Here is a 16526-nt window from a genome sequence, read left to right on the forward strand (position 1 = left end):
AGATGATAGTTACAGTCGAATGGTTACGTGAGCATATAGAAGATGAGAATGTCCGTATAATCGATTGTCGTTTTGATTTAGCGAATCCTAATTGGGGTAGAGAAAAGTATGAAGAAGGACATATTCCTCATGCGTTATATTTTGATTTGAATTTAGATTTATCAAGTCCTATAGCAGAACATGGTGGCCGCCATCCTTTACCAAATATTGAGGAGTTTGCAGACAAGCTTTCGGAGGCTGGTATTGATGAACATACGACAGTAATTGCGTATGATAGTCAAGCCGGTGCAAATGCTGCTCGTTTATGGTGGTTATGTAACTATGTAGGACATGAGAAAGTATATATATTAGATGGTGGTTTCCCGGCTTGGAAAGAGAATGGACTACCGACAACAACGGAAATTCCTGTTGTTATACGAAGAACATTCAAAACAAACATACAAGATCATATGCTTGTATCGATGGAAACAGTAAGAGAGAATATCCAGGCAGGTGCAGATGTTACATTAATTGATTCAAGAGAGCCAAAACGTTATGCTGGTGTAGAGGAACTTGTCGATCATAAAGCAGGTCATATTCCGACAGCAGCAAACTATTTTTGGAAGGATGGAATGTTGCAATCAGGACAATTTAAGAATGAAGCTGAGCAACAAGAACGATTCCAAAATCTGTCGAAAGATAAGGAAACCATTGTATATTGTGGTTCTGGTGTTACGGCATGTCCAAATATCATTGCGTTAAAATTGGCTGGATTTCAAAATGTTAAATTGTATGTAGGTAGCTGGAGTGATTGGATTTCTTATCCAGAAAATCAAATTGCAAAAGAAGAAGATTAATCACTTGCATGCAAAAATAATTTGTATTAAAATAAGGTCACAAGCAAGAGATTGCTCGAAAAACTTTGTATTTTACACATTAGAAACAATGTGATAATATAACGACAAGTAAATAATACATCCTGCGGTGTGCGTAACTTATTTATGTCTAAAACCGATGTTAGTTATACGGAAGCTCAATATTTAGCGACCATCATCAAGCCTTCCTTGTGGAGGAAGATGTACGGTAACTGTGAGGGCATCCACCTGCGAGTAGCGGGTTTTTGGACATTTACGAGGAGCGGCACGTGCGGGGGTCTTATTTCAACTAACCTTATATCTAATTCCTACGGTGTACGTAGCTTATGCATGTCTTAAACCAATAAGTTTAATATGGAAGTTCAATATTTAAATGTAACTAACATGCCATCTTTTTAAGAAGGAAGTTACAAACATTTGTGAGAGCATCCACCTGTGAGAGCAGGTTTATGGACATCTAGAGAGAACGGCATATGTGGGGCTATATAAAAAACCTTACGTTTTATACGTAAGGTTTTTTTGTTGTATAGATATATCAATATTATCTTGATTCACCTGTGAAGTTTCCGTAATAAATGTAGCACTTTCTGTCTTCATCAATCTCTCTAGAATCCAAGGAGAATTCCATAGACATGCCGTCTCGTTGAATATATATAATATCTGAATGAAGAGATGGTAAAATTTCTTCATAGTTCCATACATCTTGACTATCTACTATGTTTGAACTCGTTTCACTTAGTTCTCTAATTTCAAATCCGATGTGGGAGTATGTAGGGTCTGAAGGGTCATTGGCGAAAACTTCTTTTTGAATATAAATAACTGCTGTTCCGTCTGGATCAACCGAAGTTGCAGTAACAACATAAGTATTTTTCTCTTTAATAAAATATTCACAAGTCATGCGTGCGATAATTTCAGAATTAGAAATATTGGCGTAGTTCCATAAAGCAGGATACCCTTTCGTTTCATCATTAAGTCGATATTCTAAGCGCATTTTATCCCTCTTCTTCCTTTTTCTTCTACTTTATCATGCTATCCTATATAATAGGAATAGAAATTAAAAAGGGGAGTGCGAAAGTGACAAAAACGAAATGGCTAGTAGGTGGTGTCGTAACGTCTTTAATGACTGGCACTTTATTTGGTTGCGCACAAGATCTTCCCCCAAAACCGAATGATAATAGTTGTTCTGATTGGGATTGGGATGATGAACTTGGGGTATGGCAGTGTGATGATAGTAGTTCAGGTTATCGTGGGCATTATTTCTATGGTGGGCGATACTATCAAAATAAATCCTCTTTTAAAAATTCATCGGCGTTTAAATCGTATCAATCGTCTGCTGAATTTAAAGGTGGAATTGGGAGCGGTTCAAAGGGAGGATTTGGGGGCTAAAATATGTCGCAATACATAAGGGATCGAAAAGAGTTTTATTTGAAATATCCAAATTTTTGGTCGGATTTATATGAATGTGAGTATAGTTTGTTTCATGTTTTTTCTATAACAAATCAGACTTTGGAACAATTACAATTGGCGACTGAACGAATGGGAAAAATATTTTTTAAGACTGCTAGACTTTTGCGTAATTTAAGTGACGAACAGCTTCTTGAGCTTGGTTTTCCTCCTGTGAGCTTATCTTTCATTAGAATGAAAGGGCTTTATCCTGAATCTGTAATTTCGCGATTTGATTTTGCTGTAACAGAGGATAACCAAATCAAAATGCTTGAGTTTAATAGTGATACACCAACTTTTATTGTGGAATGTTTTCAAATGAATGGGAAAGTATGTGAAAATCTAGGTTATGATGATCCAAACTCGGATCAAGAACGATTACTATCTTCTGGTGTTACGAAAGCTGTAATGGAAGCGACAAAGGGATTAGACAATCCAAATGTTGTTTTTACAGCACATCATGAACATATTGAGGATTGGAATACGACTATGTATTTGAGTCAGTTATGCCATGTTGAAAATAAAGTAGTGCCAATGTCAGAACTTAGAATTACAAAAGATGCTCTAATCGATAAAGATGGGGCGAAGATTGACGTTTTATATCGCCAAACATATCCGATAGAAGATTTAATTGAGGATCAAGATTCTGAAACAGGAGATTTGGTAGGTGTGGAACTGCTGCAACTTGTAAAAGCCAGAAAGCTTTTTATAATAAATCCTTTGTCAGCATTTTTACTTCAGCCAAAATCAATTCAGTGTCTTATTTGGGGGTTAGCAGAAGAAGAGGCCTTTTATACAAACGAGGAACAACAGTGGATTAAAGAATATATGTTACCTACATATTTAGAACCAGATTTATTTTTAGGAAAAGGTTCTTTCGTTCAAAAACCTTCATTTGGTAGAGAAGGAGATACAATTACGATTCGCGATAAGGATGAAAATATTATGCTTCAAAATGCACATCAAACATATAAAACGTCACTGCCAATATTTCAAAAGTATACAGAACTTCCAGTCGTATTCTTGGAAACAGAAAAAGGGATGGAGAAACTGTCGTATGTGTTTGGTTCTTTTTTAATTGCTGGAAAAGCGAGTAGTATCGGTATTCGCGCGGGAGAAAAGATTACAGGAAATGAATCGTACTATTTACCGGTAGGTATAAAAAGGAGGAGGAAAAATGATTAATTTTTTATTATATTTAGCAGTAACACTCGGACTTTTATGTATTGGTCTGTTCTTGATGGAAGTGACAACGAAAGTTAAGGAATTTAAGTTAATGGCTCAAGGGAATAAGGCGGTAAGCTATGTGCTTGGAGGACGATTACTTGGGTTAGCTATTGTTTTATATTCGACAGCAGCTAATTCAATTTCACTTCTTGATATGATTTCGTGGGGGGCAGTTGGGATTTTGGCTCAAATTATTGTCTTTTATTTAGCTGAGTGGCTTACACCACGCTTTAATATAAACAAAAGTCTCGAAGAAGATAATCAAGCAGTCGGTCTTTTTCTTATGTTTTTATCGCTTTCAATTGGGATTGTAATTGCTGGTTGTATAACTTATTAAAAACTTTACGTTTAAACGTAAAGTTTTTTATTTTATCCCGCTATTTACAGGACAGCCCGATTGGTGAGGGCTAATAAACAGTGGGGATAAACACCCCCCACTGATTAAAGTTTCACTTTATATATGTTAGTTTGCCATACCTTTTGAAAAAATTGTAGGCTACGGTTGACATCTATTTTAAATAAGAGTAACATTTTCAATGTAATGAAAATAAGTCTCTGTTAGGTGAGGCTCCTGTATAGAGAAATGCTACTGCCCAAAAATGTCGAGAGACGCCAATGGGTCAACAGGAATGATCGAATTAAGGTTTTTCTTAACGTAGCTGGTAATGTACCTATGCTATACAGTGCTAAAACTCGGTGAGGGAGAGGTCCGTAGATTTCTAATTATATTAGAAATCGTTTATTTGTGTATGTAATGGCCGCTACTCTCTTAAGGGTAGGGGTCTTTTTTGTTACCAAGCTATGAGTAATTTCATAGTATAAACTATAAAATTAAACGAGGAGGTGAGGAGCATGTCAAATTCTGACTCGGTTCCGTTACCCATATACTTCAAATCAAAAATATATGATGTAGGCAGGAAACGATTTGTTCCTCCCTCTATATTTATCACGATGTAGCGTTTATAAAGCGCGAGACACTTTCACAGTAAAGTGGATAAATTGAGAAACAAAGCGTTTCTTCCTATGTTGTAAAGGAGGAGACGATAATATGTTATATGCAAACAAAACTGTGGGTAACACGTCATATAAACTAAGTAAAAAATCAATAAAAGAACAAATAATGCTCCAAAAAAATAAAGATTTATTAATTGAAATTGCAACAAGAGATGTCAAATCTGTATTTGCATATTTTAAAACAACAAGAGACGGACTATCAATGAAAGAGGCACAAAAACGTATTCAAGTATATGGCCGAAATGAACTAACTTCCAAAAGAGCACTTCTTACAGAAGTCATGATGAAGCTTGGTGGCATGATTCCAGGTTTTTCAAAACAACGTGTGTGTGATGAATTACAACGTGAAACGATTACTGTATCTAGAGTAGAATGTTCTAGTAGTACAGGGCTAAATAGTGAACTGAAAATGATGGAGATACCAGTGCGAGAACTTGTACCTGGAGATATGATTTTTCTTTCGGCTGGAGATGCTGTGCCAGCTGATGTACGTATTATTTATGCAGATGACTTATTAGTGAATGAGTCTGTGTTAACGGGAAACGAAGCGAATATAGAGAAGTTTGAGAGCTGCTATCACCTTGAACGTAAACGATTTATTCCATTAAAACGGATGAAAGATTATAATCCACTTGAGCTTGAAAATGTATGTTTTAAAGGTTCGTATATCGTTAGTGGAAATGCAAAAGCTGTCGTTGTTTCTACTGGGAAAAATACGTATTCAGGCATATTGCATACTTGTTGTAGTAGAACGTCTTAATGTGTTAATGATGCTAAATATACAAAAACAATGTATAATAGACAAAGTTGAGCAAAAACGTAGAATGGTAATCTATTTATATAACCTTACGTGATAACGTAAGGTTATTATTTTTTTAATAGGAGAGGAATTATGAAAAAAGTATTATTAGTTGATGGTATGGCACTATTATTTCGTGCTTTTTACGCAACAAGTGTCTACGGACAATTTATGAAACGACAAGATGGAACCCCTACCAACGGGATTCATGGTTATATGAAACACTTATTAACAGCTACGCAAGCGATCGAACCAACACATATCGTTACATGCTGGGATATGGGAAGTACGACATTTAGAACAGAATCGTTCTCGAATTATAAAGCAAATCGTGCAGCGCCACCAGAAGAATTAATTCCTCAATTCGATTTAGTGCAAGAAATGACTGCGAAATTATCCATTCCAGTTATCGGTATGAAAGGCTACGAAGCGGATGATTGTATCGGTACGCTTGCAAAACAATACTGCAATGAAGCTGAAGTTTATATTTTAACAGGTGATACAGATTTACTTCAACTTGTTGATAAGAACGTTACAGTTATGCTTCTGCGTAAAGGAATTGGAAATTACGAATATTACACACCGGAGAAAATCATGGAAGAAAAAGGTGTAGAGCCGTGGCAAATCGTCCATGCAAAAGCTTTCATGGGAGATACAAGTGATAATTATCCAGGTGTAAAAGGTATCGGTGAAAAAACAGCGTATAAGCTTATTCAAGAGCACGGAACAGTATCCGCTGTACTAGAAAATGTAGAATCATTAACAAAAGCGCAGCGTACGAAGATTGAAAGTGATTTAGAGAACTTAAATATTTCGTTACAATTAGCCCAAATTCACTGTGAAGTTCCAATTTCATGTTCACTAGAAGAAGGATTACACACAATGGATGCAGAAAAAATTAGATTTGTTTGTGAAGAAATGAATTGGGGAAGACCTGAAATATTAATAAATATGCTATAAATAGCTTGGAAAGAGGGATGTTGCATAAGTCGAACTTTGACTTGGTAACACCTTCTTTTTGTTTTTGTAAACAGTATTATAGTAAATAAAATTATGTCGAACTCAATTTTAAATATATAAATGTTTCGACAAAATATAATGAAGTAAATTAATTTCAATATAGTTTTAGATAGTCTCTTTTTGCGTGTTCACAAAGTTGTCAGAAAATAAATAGAATTTTCATATGAAGTTCAAATAGAATTCACAACAATCAATTATTATAAGAACACACAGATAATTCTTTATCTTTTATATAAACCATCCCCCAAGGAGGACAATGAAAATGAGAAAAAAAGTGAGAAAATCTTTTAAACAATTATTAATTGAAAATAAACAATCACTATTAAATAATAAAGAAAATATGAAAGAAATTGAAGAGAGAATTGAGAAACGACATGTAGCATATAGTGGTGCCAGTAATTAAATAAAATAAAATAAAAAAGATAGCCTATGTAGGCTATCTTTTTTATTTTATATTGAAAAAACGCTATTCAGCTCTTTAATTTTGTAAATATGCAAGATATTTTTATAGTGTTTTTCTATCAATATTACTCATTTTTCGAGGTTGAAATTGGTATATACCAATTTTTAGGATTCGCTATTCATAATATTACAAAAAATGTTACAATACACTCAAATTTATACTATAAAATCATTTTAATATGAAAAATTGGAATGAAAAGAAAGGAGAGGAATATGAATAAAGATGTCGCTTTGAAATGATTATTATCATTTCATTAGGAGTTGATGTAAAAAGATGAAGAGATACGAGGAATTGGATTCTATAAGAGGGATTTCTTCATTAATAGTAATGATCGGTCATCATTTAATGATTTTTTTAGCATTTCAAAATTACAGTTATGGAGATAATAAACCATTTGTTGTGTACCTATTAAAAGAAACGCCTGCTCGTCTTATTTTTAGTAGTGGTAACGAATCTGTTATTATCTTTTTTGTTTTGAGCGGATTTGTTTTGTACGAATCTATTCAAAAAAACTATAGTAGTTATGGGGCATACCTTTTAAAACGTATATGCAGAATATATATTCCCTATATTGTAGCACTAATTATAGCTATTATATGCCAGGCTACAATTAGTGAATATGGTATTTCTTATTTAAGTGAATGGTTTAATCGCTCATGGACGATTGAAAGCTCTTCAAGCTTAATAGCGCAACATATTTTATTGGTTGGGAAATACAATACAGATGCATATAACGGTGTGATTTGGTCACTTGTCCATGAAATGCGAATATCAATAATTTTTCCGTTAATTTTGATGATTTGTTTACGAAAAACGTTGAGGTGTTCATTACTATTATTGTTTAGTTTAAGTATATGTTCTGTTGTAATATTATTTTTGTTTCGTTCGGGCTTAACATTGACAAGCTATGCATTAACAGTGCATTACACGGTGCTGTTTTTACTAGGAGCACTAGTTGCGAAGTATAAAAACAATTTAATAGTTTTTTATAGTAATTGTACTAAAAACACGAAAATTGCATGGTTTTTATTTGCGATTTTACTTTTTATGTATGAAGGACTTATTGGAGAAATTAAAGTGCTCAATAATTTTATATTTCGAGACTACGTAGTGGCGATAAGTGCAAGTCTATTTGTCATATTAAGTTTGTCAATATCAACTTTGTCGTCCTTGCTACGTAATAAATACTTGTTATATTTGGGGAAGATTTCTTACAGTCTTTATTTATACCATATTATATCGTTGTTCTCCCTTATATACATGCTCCATGAAATATTACCATTGCCTATTATTTTAATTTTTTCACTTGTTTTTTCGTTTATACTTGCAGTACTTTCGTATGTATATGTAGAAAAGTTTGCATTCAGAGTCGGAAACTATGTAACAAAACAAGTGGACAGAAAGAAGAGAGAGTTATCTGTAAAGAGTGACTTGCAGGATGTTATTCAGAAAAGGGCGGTGAAATAATTGAAGCAAGAAATGAGTATAAAAGATTTTCAACAATTATTGAAAAGAAGATTCGTAACGATTATTTTAACGATGTGTTGTTTAACCGCTTCTTTAGTTCTTATCTCAATGTATGTTCTAAAGCCGTCATATCAATATTCAACGCAAATTCTTGTTGGGAATTTAGATGAGTTTAATAAGGAAAATTCAACAAATAAAACACAAGAAAATAAGCAACTAGTAACATCGTATGTTGATATTTTAAAAAGCCCATTAATTATTTCAACAGTCAAAAAAACTTTGAAATTAGAGCAATCAAGTCATGAATTAGCACAAAAAATCTCGGTTGTGAATACGGACAACTCACAAATTGTAACTGTTACAGTAAAAGATTCCAATCCGAAAGTCGTGAAAGACATTGTAAAGACATTGGCAGAGCAATCACAACAAAGTTTTCAACAGTACACAAATGTACAAGGTGTGAAAGTGTTGACGGATCCTGAGTTACAGGAACAGGCTGAAAAATTGTTTCCAAAATTTCAACTAATCATTCCTATTTCTTTAATTGTTAGTTTTTTTGTTGGGGTAGGTTTAGCTGTATTTCGAGATTATTTTGATGAACGTATATACACGGAACAAGATTTAGAGAAAATAACAACAGTCTCTGTTATTGGTCACATAAATATGAAACCGAATAGAAAAAAGAAACCTACAGAGGTTGATAAACAATCATCTATATATCGAGGTGAACATGTTGATGTTTAGGACAAAGAAACAGCTGCCATTCGATCTGCATGATGATCTGATGAAAGAACAGTTTTATACGGTGTATCACGAGCTAAAAAAATCTGGAAAACAACTGTTCACAGTTAGTTCAACGAAGGACAGAGGGGTTGTTGCCTCGCTTATAGTAAATATGGGTCTAGTGTTTGCGGAAATGAAGAAAAAGGTGTTACTTATTGATGTGAATTTTTCTGATCCTAAATTACATGTATTATTACAAAGTGATCACATGATAACAGTAAACGATATAATAAGCTCTTCCCCCTGCAATTATGAATCTTTTTCTAGTAATTTGTCTAAATACTTATATTGTATTCCTGCAAAAAAAACAGTACACACAGGGACCCCCTTAGTTGCTATGGATGAATTTGATAATGCGATTGCTAAGTGGAAAGAAGATTTTGATTACATTTTCTTTTATTCTTCTGAAGTATTTGATCTTCCTGCTACGCACATTATTGCAGGGAAATGCGATGGAGTGGTCTTAGCAGTTAAAAAGCGAAAAGATTCACTACGTACAGTGCAAAAAGTAATAGCGGATATAAAGAGGAAAGAATGTGAATTAATAGGTATAATTTTATATTCTTGAATGTGGGGGTAACGATCCATGATTCGTGAAACAAATCAAGCCAAGTTGTATACGATTCCGGCTCAAGAAAAGCCTAGTATATTGAATCGAAGTGTAAAACGCTTGTTTGATATTATATTTTCAATCATATTGTTACTATTAACAATACCAATTATGTTGTTCTTTTGTATTATGATTACTTTAGAAACATCAGGTGCTCCATTTTACTTTCAAGAACGTTTAGGTATAAACGGGAAGAAGTTTAATGTATTTAAATTAAGGTCGATGGTAAAGGATGCTGAAATGAACGGACCACAATGGGCAAAAGAACATGATCAAAGAATTACAAAAGTTGGATTGTTTATAAGAAAAACGAGAATTGATGAATTACCGCAACTTTTAAATATTTTAAGAGGAGATATGTCTTTTGTAGGCCCTAGACCAGAGAGAGAGTTTTTTTATAATGAGTTTGATGCGTATATTCCAGAGTTTAAGGAACGTTTAATAGTAAAACCAGGATTAACAGGATGGGCACAAATAAATGGAGGGTATAATCTTGATCCAAAGGAAAAGTTGAGGCTGGATATGGAGTATATTGAAATGAAAACATTTCGGATGGACATCCGTATTTTATGTAAAACCGTTTTAATTGTATTGAATGGTAATGGTGCAAGATAAATATATATGTAAACAAACAACATATGTAAGTAGGTTACTTGCAAAGGAGAACTGGTATGGGTAGATCTATTCTAAACAATATTATCCATCTATTTTATAGTACGATTTTAGCTAACCTTCTTCAGGCCGTCAGTTTAATTGTTTTAGCAAACTTTTTTAACACACAACATTATGGGATGTTTAGTGTTGCCATAGCAGTGACGTTTGTTATGTTATTTTTTACAGACTTAGGACTTAGTAATACGTTTCTTCGAGAAGGGGCAAAGGATGGAGCAGATTTAGAGCAGATTTTATCATCGTATATAAAAATAAGGATGATTCTACTTATTTTTATTTCTATCATCGGTTATATTGCTATTCATTATATGTATGCGGATAAAAATTTAATTTATATGATGATAAACGTAATGTTTTTCATGTTAATAGGATTAACTTGGCAAAACATAGGGGTTTCCTATTTTCAACTGACGGAACGAATGAAGTATATAGCGCTCATAAAAGTTGTATCAGCATCAGTTGTCATTATAATTACATGTTTTTGTATTTTCGGAGAGTTACCGGTGTATGTAACAGCTCGCTTATATGCTTTTGGGTATATGATCGGTGGTGTATTCAGTATATATATCATGAGAAGAAAGACGAAAATGAATATGAAAGTCGTAATTCATAAAGCGTTATTTTGGCAATTAACTCCCTTTATTATTAGCGGTTTTTTAATAATGAGTACGCCACAATTAGCGCCTATCTTGCTTAACTATACATTGCCATTAAGTATGGTAGGTGTTTTTGCAGTGGCGTACCGGATGCCGGCAGCTTTATATCAAGTACCAGGGGTAATTGCAGGTGCATTTTTTCCAGTGCTCTTTAAGCATTATAACCAGAATAATTTAGAAGCGCATACGAAATTAAATTTGCTTCAAATTAAATCAATGGCGATTGTAGGAATATGTATGACGATTGGTTTATATCATTTAGCACCATACTTTATTTCTATATTTTTTCATGAAGAATGGAGCAATGCAGTAGAACCACTCCAAATATTATCATTTCTTATTGTGCTACAAAGTTTAAATATTGCCATTGCTGACGGTTTAACGACGAGTGGATGCCAAAATAAGAGAACTGTTGTGCAGTGTGTAGCATTGGTGATAGGTGGGGTTATGCTTTATAGCTTTAGTAGTCTTGGTGGAGTGATAGGAGCGGCATACGCTATGGTTTTATTTGAAATTGTCGCTTTAGTGGGATATATAGCGGTAAGTGTAGTGAAGAAAAAAATTGTATTCCAAATTGTAATGCCGTATACAATTTATTTTGGTGTAACCTTTATTGGAGTGCAATATATATTGCATACATATCATTTAATTGCGCTTGTTCTTAATATACTAATTGTAGTAGCTGCCATATTCCTATATGATTATGAGCTAAAAAAACTTCTTCTTTCTTTTATAAGAAAAATACGCAAAAAGGATTATATTACGAAACAGGGGATATAGCCTATGGAAAATAGTATGAAAGTATCGATGGGATGGATTATTCTTCTAATATTATTTGTTATGTTAAGTAAATACAATTTATATATTGGATTTTCATTGAAAATATATATGATTTTTTTAGTCATATATTTTTGTTTAACAATTAAAAACTTTCATATTCAAAAGTTATATTTTCATGAAGTTATATTTTTACTGTTTTATTTCATTTATTGTTTAAGTGGAATTCTTTCTATGTATTTAAATGCTAGTATTCGTATGATTTTTGGCGTGCTACTCGTTTTAGGATGCTATTTTATAATGAGGAATTTATTGGGGAATACTGAAATAGTGGTACTTGAATCATCTATTGCTTATGTAGGAGTAGTATTTAATATTGTAAGTCTAATACTCTATATAATCGGTTTACAATACTTTAGTTTATACGGTGGAGAAGAGAGAGAAATTTTTGCTGGTTTATTAGTTGATAGAGGATATCCACGGTTAATTGGATTGCTAGATGATCCTAACATTTTTATTTTCTATAATACAATATTTTTTATGTACTATATGACTAATTTACAAAATATCACTAACATCCTAGGGTTAATTTTATGTGTTACGACGAGTCTATTAACCTTTTCAAGGGGTGGTATATTAGCGCTTGTGCTTGTCGTTTTTGTATATATATGTATGTCTAGTTTCGCTAAAAAAATAAAAATAATTATGAGTTTAGTATTGTTTAGTGTAGTTATTTTTAGTTTATCGAATAGTGTAATGGGGGGGCAATTAGATGACATATTAAATAAACGAATCTCTGATTTTTTCCATGATAATGGAAGTGGTAGATTTACATTATGGGAAGCTGCTTTTAAATATTATTTATCCAATCCATATATCGGAATCGGTGCTTTTAACTTTTCGAATTATTATGAGTATCAATTTAATGAAAAATTGTATGTACACAATACATTTTTAGAAATTTTGTCTGAATCGGGTACAATTGGTTTTCTTCTATATAGCGCGTTTTTATTCATATTAATATTCAAGCTAGCGCAGCATACTTTGTTTCGTGAAAAACCATACCTTCTATTGACTATGATTGCATTTTTATTTCAGATGATGTCATTGTCACTCATTATTAACGAAGCGTTCTTTTTATTTTTAGCAGTTGTTGTGAAGTATATTTCAATATATGAAGGAAGGGGAAAGATAGATGGTAAAATGTCTATCAGCACATAACGAGCCGCCTTATGTTTCTGTAATAACACCTTCTTATAATAGTATACGATTTATAGGTGAGACAATTTTATCTGTACAGAATCAATCGTATGAAAACTGGGAAATGATTATCGTTGATGACGGTTCAACCGACCAATCTGCGGAAAAAATTAAAGAGATAATAGAAGGAGACTCACGAATTAGATTATTATCATTAAAAGAAAATGTTGGTGCTGCTAAAGCTCGGAATTTAGCGATCCAAGAGGCAAGAGGAAGGTATATTGCCTTTTTAGATAGTGATGATATATGGTTGCCGCATAAATTGAAGACACAATTGTTATTTATGGAAGAAATGAATATTGCTTTTTCATATGCGTCGTATAGTTTAATTGATGAAAATGGTAATGAACTAAATCGCGAAGTGAGTGTACCAAAATCTGTTGACTATCATTATTTAGTAGGAAATACAATTATCGGGTGTTTAACAGTGATGATTGATCGTGAAAAAATTCCGTATGTAGAAATGCCTAGTATACAGCCGGAAGATACAGCGTTATGGCTGAACTTATTACATAAAGGGTATGAAGCAAAAGGGATACAGCAAGTGTTAGCAAAATATAGAATTGTTACAAATTCTGTTTCTAGAAATAAAATTAGAGCAGCTTTCCGGTATTGGAAATTGTTAAGGGAACAAGAAAGACTGAATTCGGTACAAATTTTTTACTATTTCAGCAAGTATGCTTATCATGCTTATAAAAAAATAAAATCAATGTAGTTGGGAAGACGCAATTATGAATATACTGTTGATGACAGATAAATTGATAACTGGCGGAGCCGAGAGCTATTTCTGTAAATTGGAAAGTAATTTGCGTTATGAGGATTTTAAGATTTATACAGCTGCAGGTGATGGAGAACTATATGAATCTCTTACTAGAAAAGAAAATTTCATCTTACTTAGTCGATGGAATCATTTGAGGAATATTTATTATTTACGAAACGAAATTTGTAAACGAAAGATAGAACTTATTCATGCAAATAGTTTGCGAATGGTATTATATGCTTTGCTACTTCAAAAGTTTATTAAAAAAAAGATGAAAATTGTTTATACGAAACATAATGTAACGATATTAGAAAAGAAAATGCCAACGCTTTTTCGTTATTTCATGAATAAATATGTAAACAATATTATTACAGTAAGTGAGTTTGAAAAGAATAATTTAATTTCAATTCATGTAGCAGAAGAAAAAATAAATACAATTTATAACGGTGTCGATATTGAAAAGTTTTTATTCCAGCAGAAAAAGAAAGAATCTACATATAAAATAGGGATATTAGCTAGATTATCCAAAGAGAAAAACCATCTACTATTTGTCAAAATTGCAAATGTGTTGAAAAAGAGAAATGATTTTATGTTTTATATTGCTGGTGATGGACCAGAGAAAGAACCGATTATGAAAGAAATAGAAAAATATGGATTGCAACAGAGTGTAAAGATGCTAGGAAATATTTCTGAGCCGCATGAGTTTATAGGGAATATGGATGCCTTACTTTTATTATCTTTTCGTGAAGTGTTTCCAATGGTAGTAATTGAAGCAATGGCTACAGGGACACCAATAGTTTCAATAGATGTTGGTGGAATACATGAAGCAGTAATAGATGGAGAATCAGGTGTTTTGATATCTGAATATTGCGAATATGAATTCGCGAGTGCGCTTGAGGAACTACAAGGGAATGAAGAAAAGGTAATTGCTATTAGACTAAAAGCACGAGAGAAAGCAATGATGTATTTCTCGTTAACTAAAATGATAGAGGAAACGAAAAATATATATGAATTAAACAAATGACCGGGTAGGTCGTTTGTTTTTTTTATTATAGAAACTTTTAAGAGACAACTCACATATTATATGAAAAAGGTAATATGAGGAGTGAATTTATTTTGTCACAATATATTTCTTCCCAAGAAGATTGTGTGCCAGAAAGTAGCGTTCACATTAATTGTTTTGGCGCAGTTCCAAACTCGGGAAATGATAGCTCATTAGCAATTCAGCAAGCTATTGATTATTGTGTAGCGAATCGAATTTCGACGGTTAGAATTACCGGGGTAAATACGTACAAAATTGTAAAGCCGATTGTTATTAAATCAAACGTAAGATTAGAGTTAGATCCTACCGTAACGCTGCAAATTGATGGAGATTTTAATGCATTTGAGCTACAAAGTAACGCTTCGATAGTTGGTGGTACTCTTCAAGTTATAAATCCATTGTTTCAATCTGTTGTTATTTATGTTTCTGGTTCACAACAAATCGAAGTACCTAATCAATCTGTTATATCAAATATAAATATAGTAAATGCAACCCCATCGTATAAAGGAAAGGCTATACATTTTTATTGTCAAAAGGCATGGGATTTTATTAGTTTCTTTCAAGTTAAATTTATTCAAATTAAAAACTTTCAAACTGCAATACATTTGAAGACAGAATATATAAATGATATCAATACACCTTGTTGGATTAACGCCAATGTATTTCAATCTATATTTATTGATGGATGTGTGTATGGGATTGAAGTAGATGGAAATAGTGATTTACCAAATGAAAGTTCAGGAAATACGTTTCATGATATTCAAGTACAATGTAGACAACAAACGAAAAAAGTAATTCGTTGCTCAGGTGCGTATAATACATTTGATTGTATGATCTGGGATACGTACCGGATGAGTAGTGAACAAATTGTCATTGAATTTTCTTCTAATTCTCATCGTAACTACCTTTTTTCAAATCTGCTTTCGACAACTATTGTAGATAAAGGGCAATATAATGTTTGTAAGTCTACCTATGAAGAATCTCTTCGAATTCAGTTACCGATTACGTTAAATAAACCTCACTTAATAGGCAATCAAGATGATATATTAGTAAATGCTCAGCAAAAGTATATTGTTAAGCAAGTAAGTGGGAAAGTACCGTACGGTGGAAATCTAGCAAATTGCTTTAATTTAATAGATGAACAAAGTGTAAACTATATTGACGTTCCAGATAGTAATCCAGTTGTTATTGAACTGGATTTTACGAAAAAACCAATACAAATGTTAAATTGTTTCGGAATGTATTTTGGATGGGGAGAGAGTCCAAAAAAAATTAAAATTGAATATGCATTAAGCGCAACTGGAAATTGGGTTATCGCATCGGATGTTCCATTAAATGTAGGCGATACAATTATATCGAATATGAAGGCGAATCAACTATATAAAGTAAGAATTACATTAAGTGGTTATTCTCAAGATCATAAGCGTTTTCGAATTAATCGTATCTTTGCAAGATCTTCTCTGGAAAACGGGAATGCTTGGTTAGCGACAACTGGTGGCAGAATGTTTGGAGATATTGAAATAGAGGCAAGTAAAGGTATAATCATGAAGACTGCTAGTGGAGCGAAATGGAAAGTTACTATTAATGAAGCTGGTCAACTTATTACGACTAAAATAACTTGAGAGGGTGTTTAAGTGTATATTCTTAGACAAGTTACAACGTAGTGGGATATAGGTAAT

At 32.8% G+C, this 16526-nt stretch carries 17 protein-coding genes, 2 other RNA genes and 1 riboswitch; of the genes, 18 read left to right on the forward strand and 1 reads right to left on the reverse strand.

Translation table 11 applies throughout. From position 1 onward, the window contains the following. Nucleotides 1–2: 2 nt before the first annotated feature. From AXW78_RS07620 to ssrS (AXW78_RS07630), 3 genes are all read left to right on the forward strand, one after another. A complete protein-coding gene (locus AXW78_RS07620; RefSeq protein ID WP_061883943.1) occupies nt 3–836 on the forward strand; it encodes a sulfurtransferase in 834 nt (277 codons plus the stop codon). A 116-nt stretch (nt 837–952) separates the two neighbouring features. After that, nucleotides 953–1135, forward strand: a non-coding RNA gene (gene ssrS, locus AXW78_RS07625) — 6S RNA. Between the two features lie 21 nt (nt 1136–1156). Next, nucleotides 1157–1340, forward strand: a non-coding RNA gene (ssrS, locus tag AXW78_RS07630) — 6S RNA. 55 nt (nt 1341–1395) lie between these two features. Here the strand turns inward: ssrS (AXW78_RS07630) and AXW78_RS07635 are convergent. After that, nucleotides 1396–1845, reverse strand: coding sequence for a hypothetical protein (locus AXW78_RS07635; protein WP_001235519.1), 450 nt, complete (start codon nt 1843–1845; stop codon nt 1396–1398). An 83-nt stretch (nt 1846–1928) separates the two neighbouring features. On the opposite strand from AXW78_RS07635, the gene AXW78_RS07640 reads away from it, so the two are divergent. From AXW78_RS07640 to AXW78_RS07710, 15 genes are all read left to right on the forward strand, one after another. Next, a complete protein-coding gene (locus AXW78_RS07640; protein ID WP_000169028.1) occupies nt 1929–2240 on the forward strand; it encodes a hypothetical protein in 312 nt (103 codons plus the stop codon). 3 nt (nt 2241–2243) lie between these two features. Then, complete coding sequence (locus tag AXW78_RS07645; RefSeq protein ID WP_061883944.1) at nt 2244–3482, forward strand: glutathionylspermidine synthase family protein; 1239 nt, start codon at nt 2244–2246, stop codon at nt 3480–3482. Then, the gene (locus AXW78_RS07650) at nt 3475–3861 is read left to right on the forward strand and encodes a DUF350 domain-containing protein (RefSeq protein ID WP_000606857.1); all 387 of its coding nucleotides are present in this window, start codon (nt 3475–3477) and stop codon (nt 3859–3861) included. Before AXW78_RS07645 ends, AXW78_RS07650 begins: the two co-directional genes overlap by 8 nt. Nucleotides 3862–4071: 210 nt before the next feature. Beyond that, nucleotides 4072–4237, forward strand: a riboswitch (M-box (ykoK) riboswitch). A gap of 335 nt (nt 4238–4572) precedes the next feature. Beyond that, entirely contained in the window at nt 4573–5298 is a 726-nt protein-coding gene (locus AXW78_RS07655; protein ID WP_061883945.1) for a P-type ATPase actuator domain-containing protein, read from the forward strand. Between the two features lie 132 nt (nt 5299–5430). Further along, nucleotides 5431–6297, forward strand: coding sequence for a 5'-3' exonuclease (locus tag AXW78_RS07660; RefSeq protein ID WP_000757070.1), 867 nt, complete (start codon nt 5431–5433; stop codon nt 6295–6297). Between the two features lie 322 nt (nt 6298–6619). Further along, entirely contained in the window at nt 6620–6760 is a 141-nt protein-coding gene (locus AXW78_RS07665) for an FbpB family small basic protein (RefSeq protein ID WP_001228048.1), read from the forward strand. A 333-nt stretch (nt 6761–7093) separates the two neighbouring features. Then, nucleotides 7094–8287 (forward strand): acyltransferase family protein, encoded by a 1194-nt coding sequence (locus AXW78_RS07670; protein WP_061883946.1) that lies wholly within the window; start codon nt 7094–7096, stop codon nt 8285–8287. Then, on the forward strand, nt 8288–9031 hold the full coding sequence (locus AXW78_RS07675; RefSeq protein ID WP_000807051.1) for a YveK family protein: 744 nt from the start codon (nt 8288–8290) through the stop codon (nt 9029–9031). It abuts the gene before it with no gap. Further along, the gene (locus AXW78_RS07680) at nt 9018–9638 is read left to right on the forward strand and encodes a CpsD/CapB family tyrosine-protein kinase (RefSeq protein WP_002163913.1); all 621 of its coding nucleotides are present in this window, start codon (nt 9018–9020) and stop codon (nt 9636–9638) included. Before AXW78_RS07675 ends, AXW78_RS07680 begins: the two co-directional genes overlap by 14 nt. A gap of 18 nt (nt 9639–9656) precedes the next feature. After that, nucleotides 9657–10295: a sugar transferase gene (locus tag AXW78_RS07685; RefSeq protein ID WP_000617641.1), complete on the forward strand. Its 639-nt coding sequence runs from the start codon at nt 9657–9659 to the stop codon at nt 10293–10295. Nucleotides 10296–10351: 56 nt separating this feature from the next. Then, complete coding sequence (locus AXW78_RS07690; RefSeq protein WP_061883947.1) at nt 10352–11788, forward strand: oligosaccharide flippase family protein; 1437 nt, start codon at nt 10352–10354, stop codon at nt 11786–11788. A gap of 3 nt (nt 11789–11791) precedes the next feature. Then, the gene (locus tag AXW78_RS07695; RefSeq protein WP_061883948.1) at nt 11792–13006 is read left to right on the forward strand and encodes an O-antigen ligase family protein; all 1215 of its coding nucleotides are present in this window, start codon (nt 11792–11794) and stop codon (nt 13004–13006) included. Then, complete coding sequence (locus tag AXW78_RS07700; RefSeq protein WP_002083180.1) at nt 12981–13760, forward strand: glycosyltransferase family 2 protein; 780 nt, start codon at nt 12981–12983, stop codon at nt 13758–13760. The genes AXW78_RS07695 and AXW78_RS07700 overlap by 26 nt, the downstream gene beginning before the upstream one ends. Before the next feature lie 16 nt (nt 13761–13776). Beyond that, nucleotides 13777–14829, forward strand: coding sequence for a glycosyltransferase family 4 protein (locus AXW78_RS07705; protein WP_001023712.1), 1053 nt, complete (start codon nt 13777–13779; stop codon nt 14827–14829). 92 nt (nt 14830–14921) lie between these two features. Further along, a complete protein-coding gene (locus tag AXW78_RS07710; protein WP_000084977.1) occupies nt 14922–16469 on the forward strand; it encodes a glycoside hydrolase family protein in 1548 nt (515 codons plus the stop codon). Nucleotides 16470–16526 lie beyond the last annotated feature (57 nt).

This window comes from Bacillus thuringiensis, from assembly GCF_001595725.1.
Lineage (GTDB): Bacteria > Bacillota > Bacilli > Bacillales > Bacillaceae_G > Bacillus_A > Bacillus_A thuringiensis_K.

What these genes read in the sequence shown, in the direction of transcription:
- AXW78_RS07620 (WP_061883943.1), top strand. Translation starts at nt 3, where the DNA reads ATGATAGTTACAGTCGAATGGTTACGTGAGCATATAGAAGATGAGAAT.
- AXW78_RS07635 (WP_001235519.1), bottom strand. Translation starts at nt 1,845, where the DNA reads ATGCGCTTAGAATATCGACTTAATGATGAAACGAAAGGGTATCCTGCT.
- AXW78_RS07645 (WP_061883944.1), top strand. Translation starts at nt 2,244, where the DNA reads ATGTCGCAATACATAAGGGATCGAAAAGAGTTTTATTTGAAATATCCA.
- AXW78_RS07650 (WP_000606857.1), top strand. Translation starts at nt 3,475, where the DNA reads ATGATTAATTTTTTATTATATTTAGCAGTAACACTCGGACTTTTATGT.
- AXW78_RS07655 (WP_061883945.1), top strand. Translation starts at nt 4,573, where the DNA reads ATGTTATATGCAAACAAAACTGTGGGTAACACGTCATATAAACTAAGT.
- AXW78_RS07660 (WP_000757070.1), top strand. Translation starts at nt 5,431, where the DNA reads ATGAAAAAAGTATTATTAGTTGATGGTATGGCACTATTATTTCGTGCT.
- AXW78_RS07665 (WP_001228048.1), top strand. Translation starts at nt 6,620, where the DNA reads ATGAGAAAAAAAGTGAGAAAATCTTTTAAACAATTATTAATTGAAAAT.
- AXW78_RS07670 (WP_061883946.1), top strand. Translation starts at nt 7,094, where the DNA reads ATGAAGAGATACGAGGAATTGGATTCTATAAGAGGGATTTCTTCATTA.
- AXW78_RS07680 (WP_002163913.1), top strand. Translation starts at nt 9,018, where the DNA reads ATGTTGATGTTTAGGACAAAGAAACAGCTGCCATTCGATCTGCATGAT.
- AXW78_RS07685 (WP_000617641.1), top strand. Translation starts at nt 9,657, where the DNA reads ATGATTCGTGAAACAAATCAAGCCAAGTTGTATACGATTCCGGCTCAA.
- AXW78_RS07690 (WP_061883947.1), top strand. Translation starts at nt 10,352, where the DNA reads ATGGGTAGATCTATTCTAAACAATATTATCCATCTATTTTATAGTACG.
- AXW78_RS07695 (WP_061883948.1), top strand. Translation starts at nt 11,792, where the DNA reads ATGGAAAATAGTATGAAAGTATCGATGGGATGGATTATTCTTCTAATA.
- AXW78_RS07700 (WP_002083180.1), top strand. Translation starts at nt 12,981, where the DNA reads ATGGTAAAATGTCTATCAGCACATAACGAGCCGCCTTATGTTTCTGTA.
- AXW78_RS07705 (WP_001023712.1), top strand. Translation starts at nt 13,777, where the DNA reads ATGAATATACTGTTGATGACAGATAAATTGATAACTGGCGGAGCCGAG.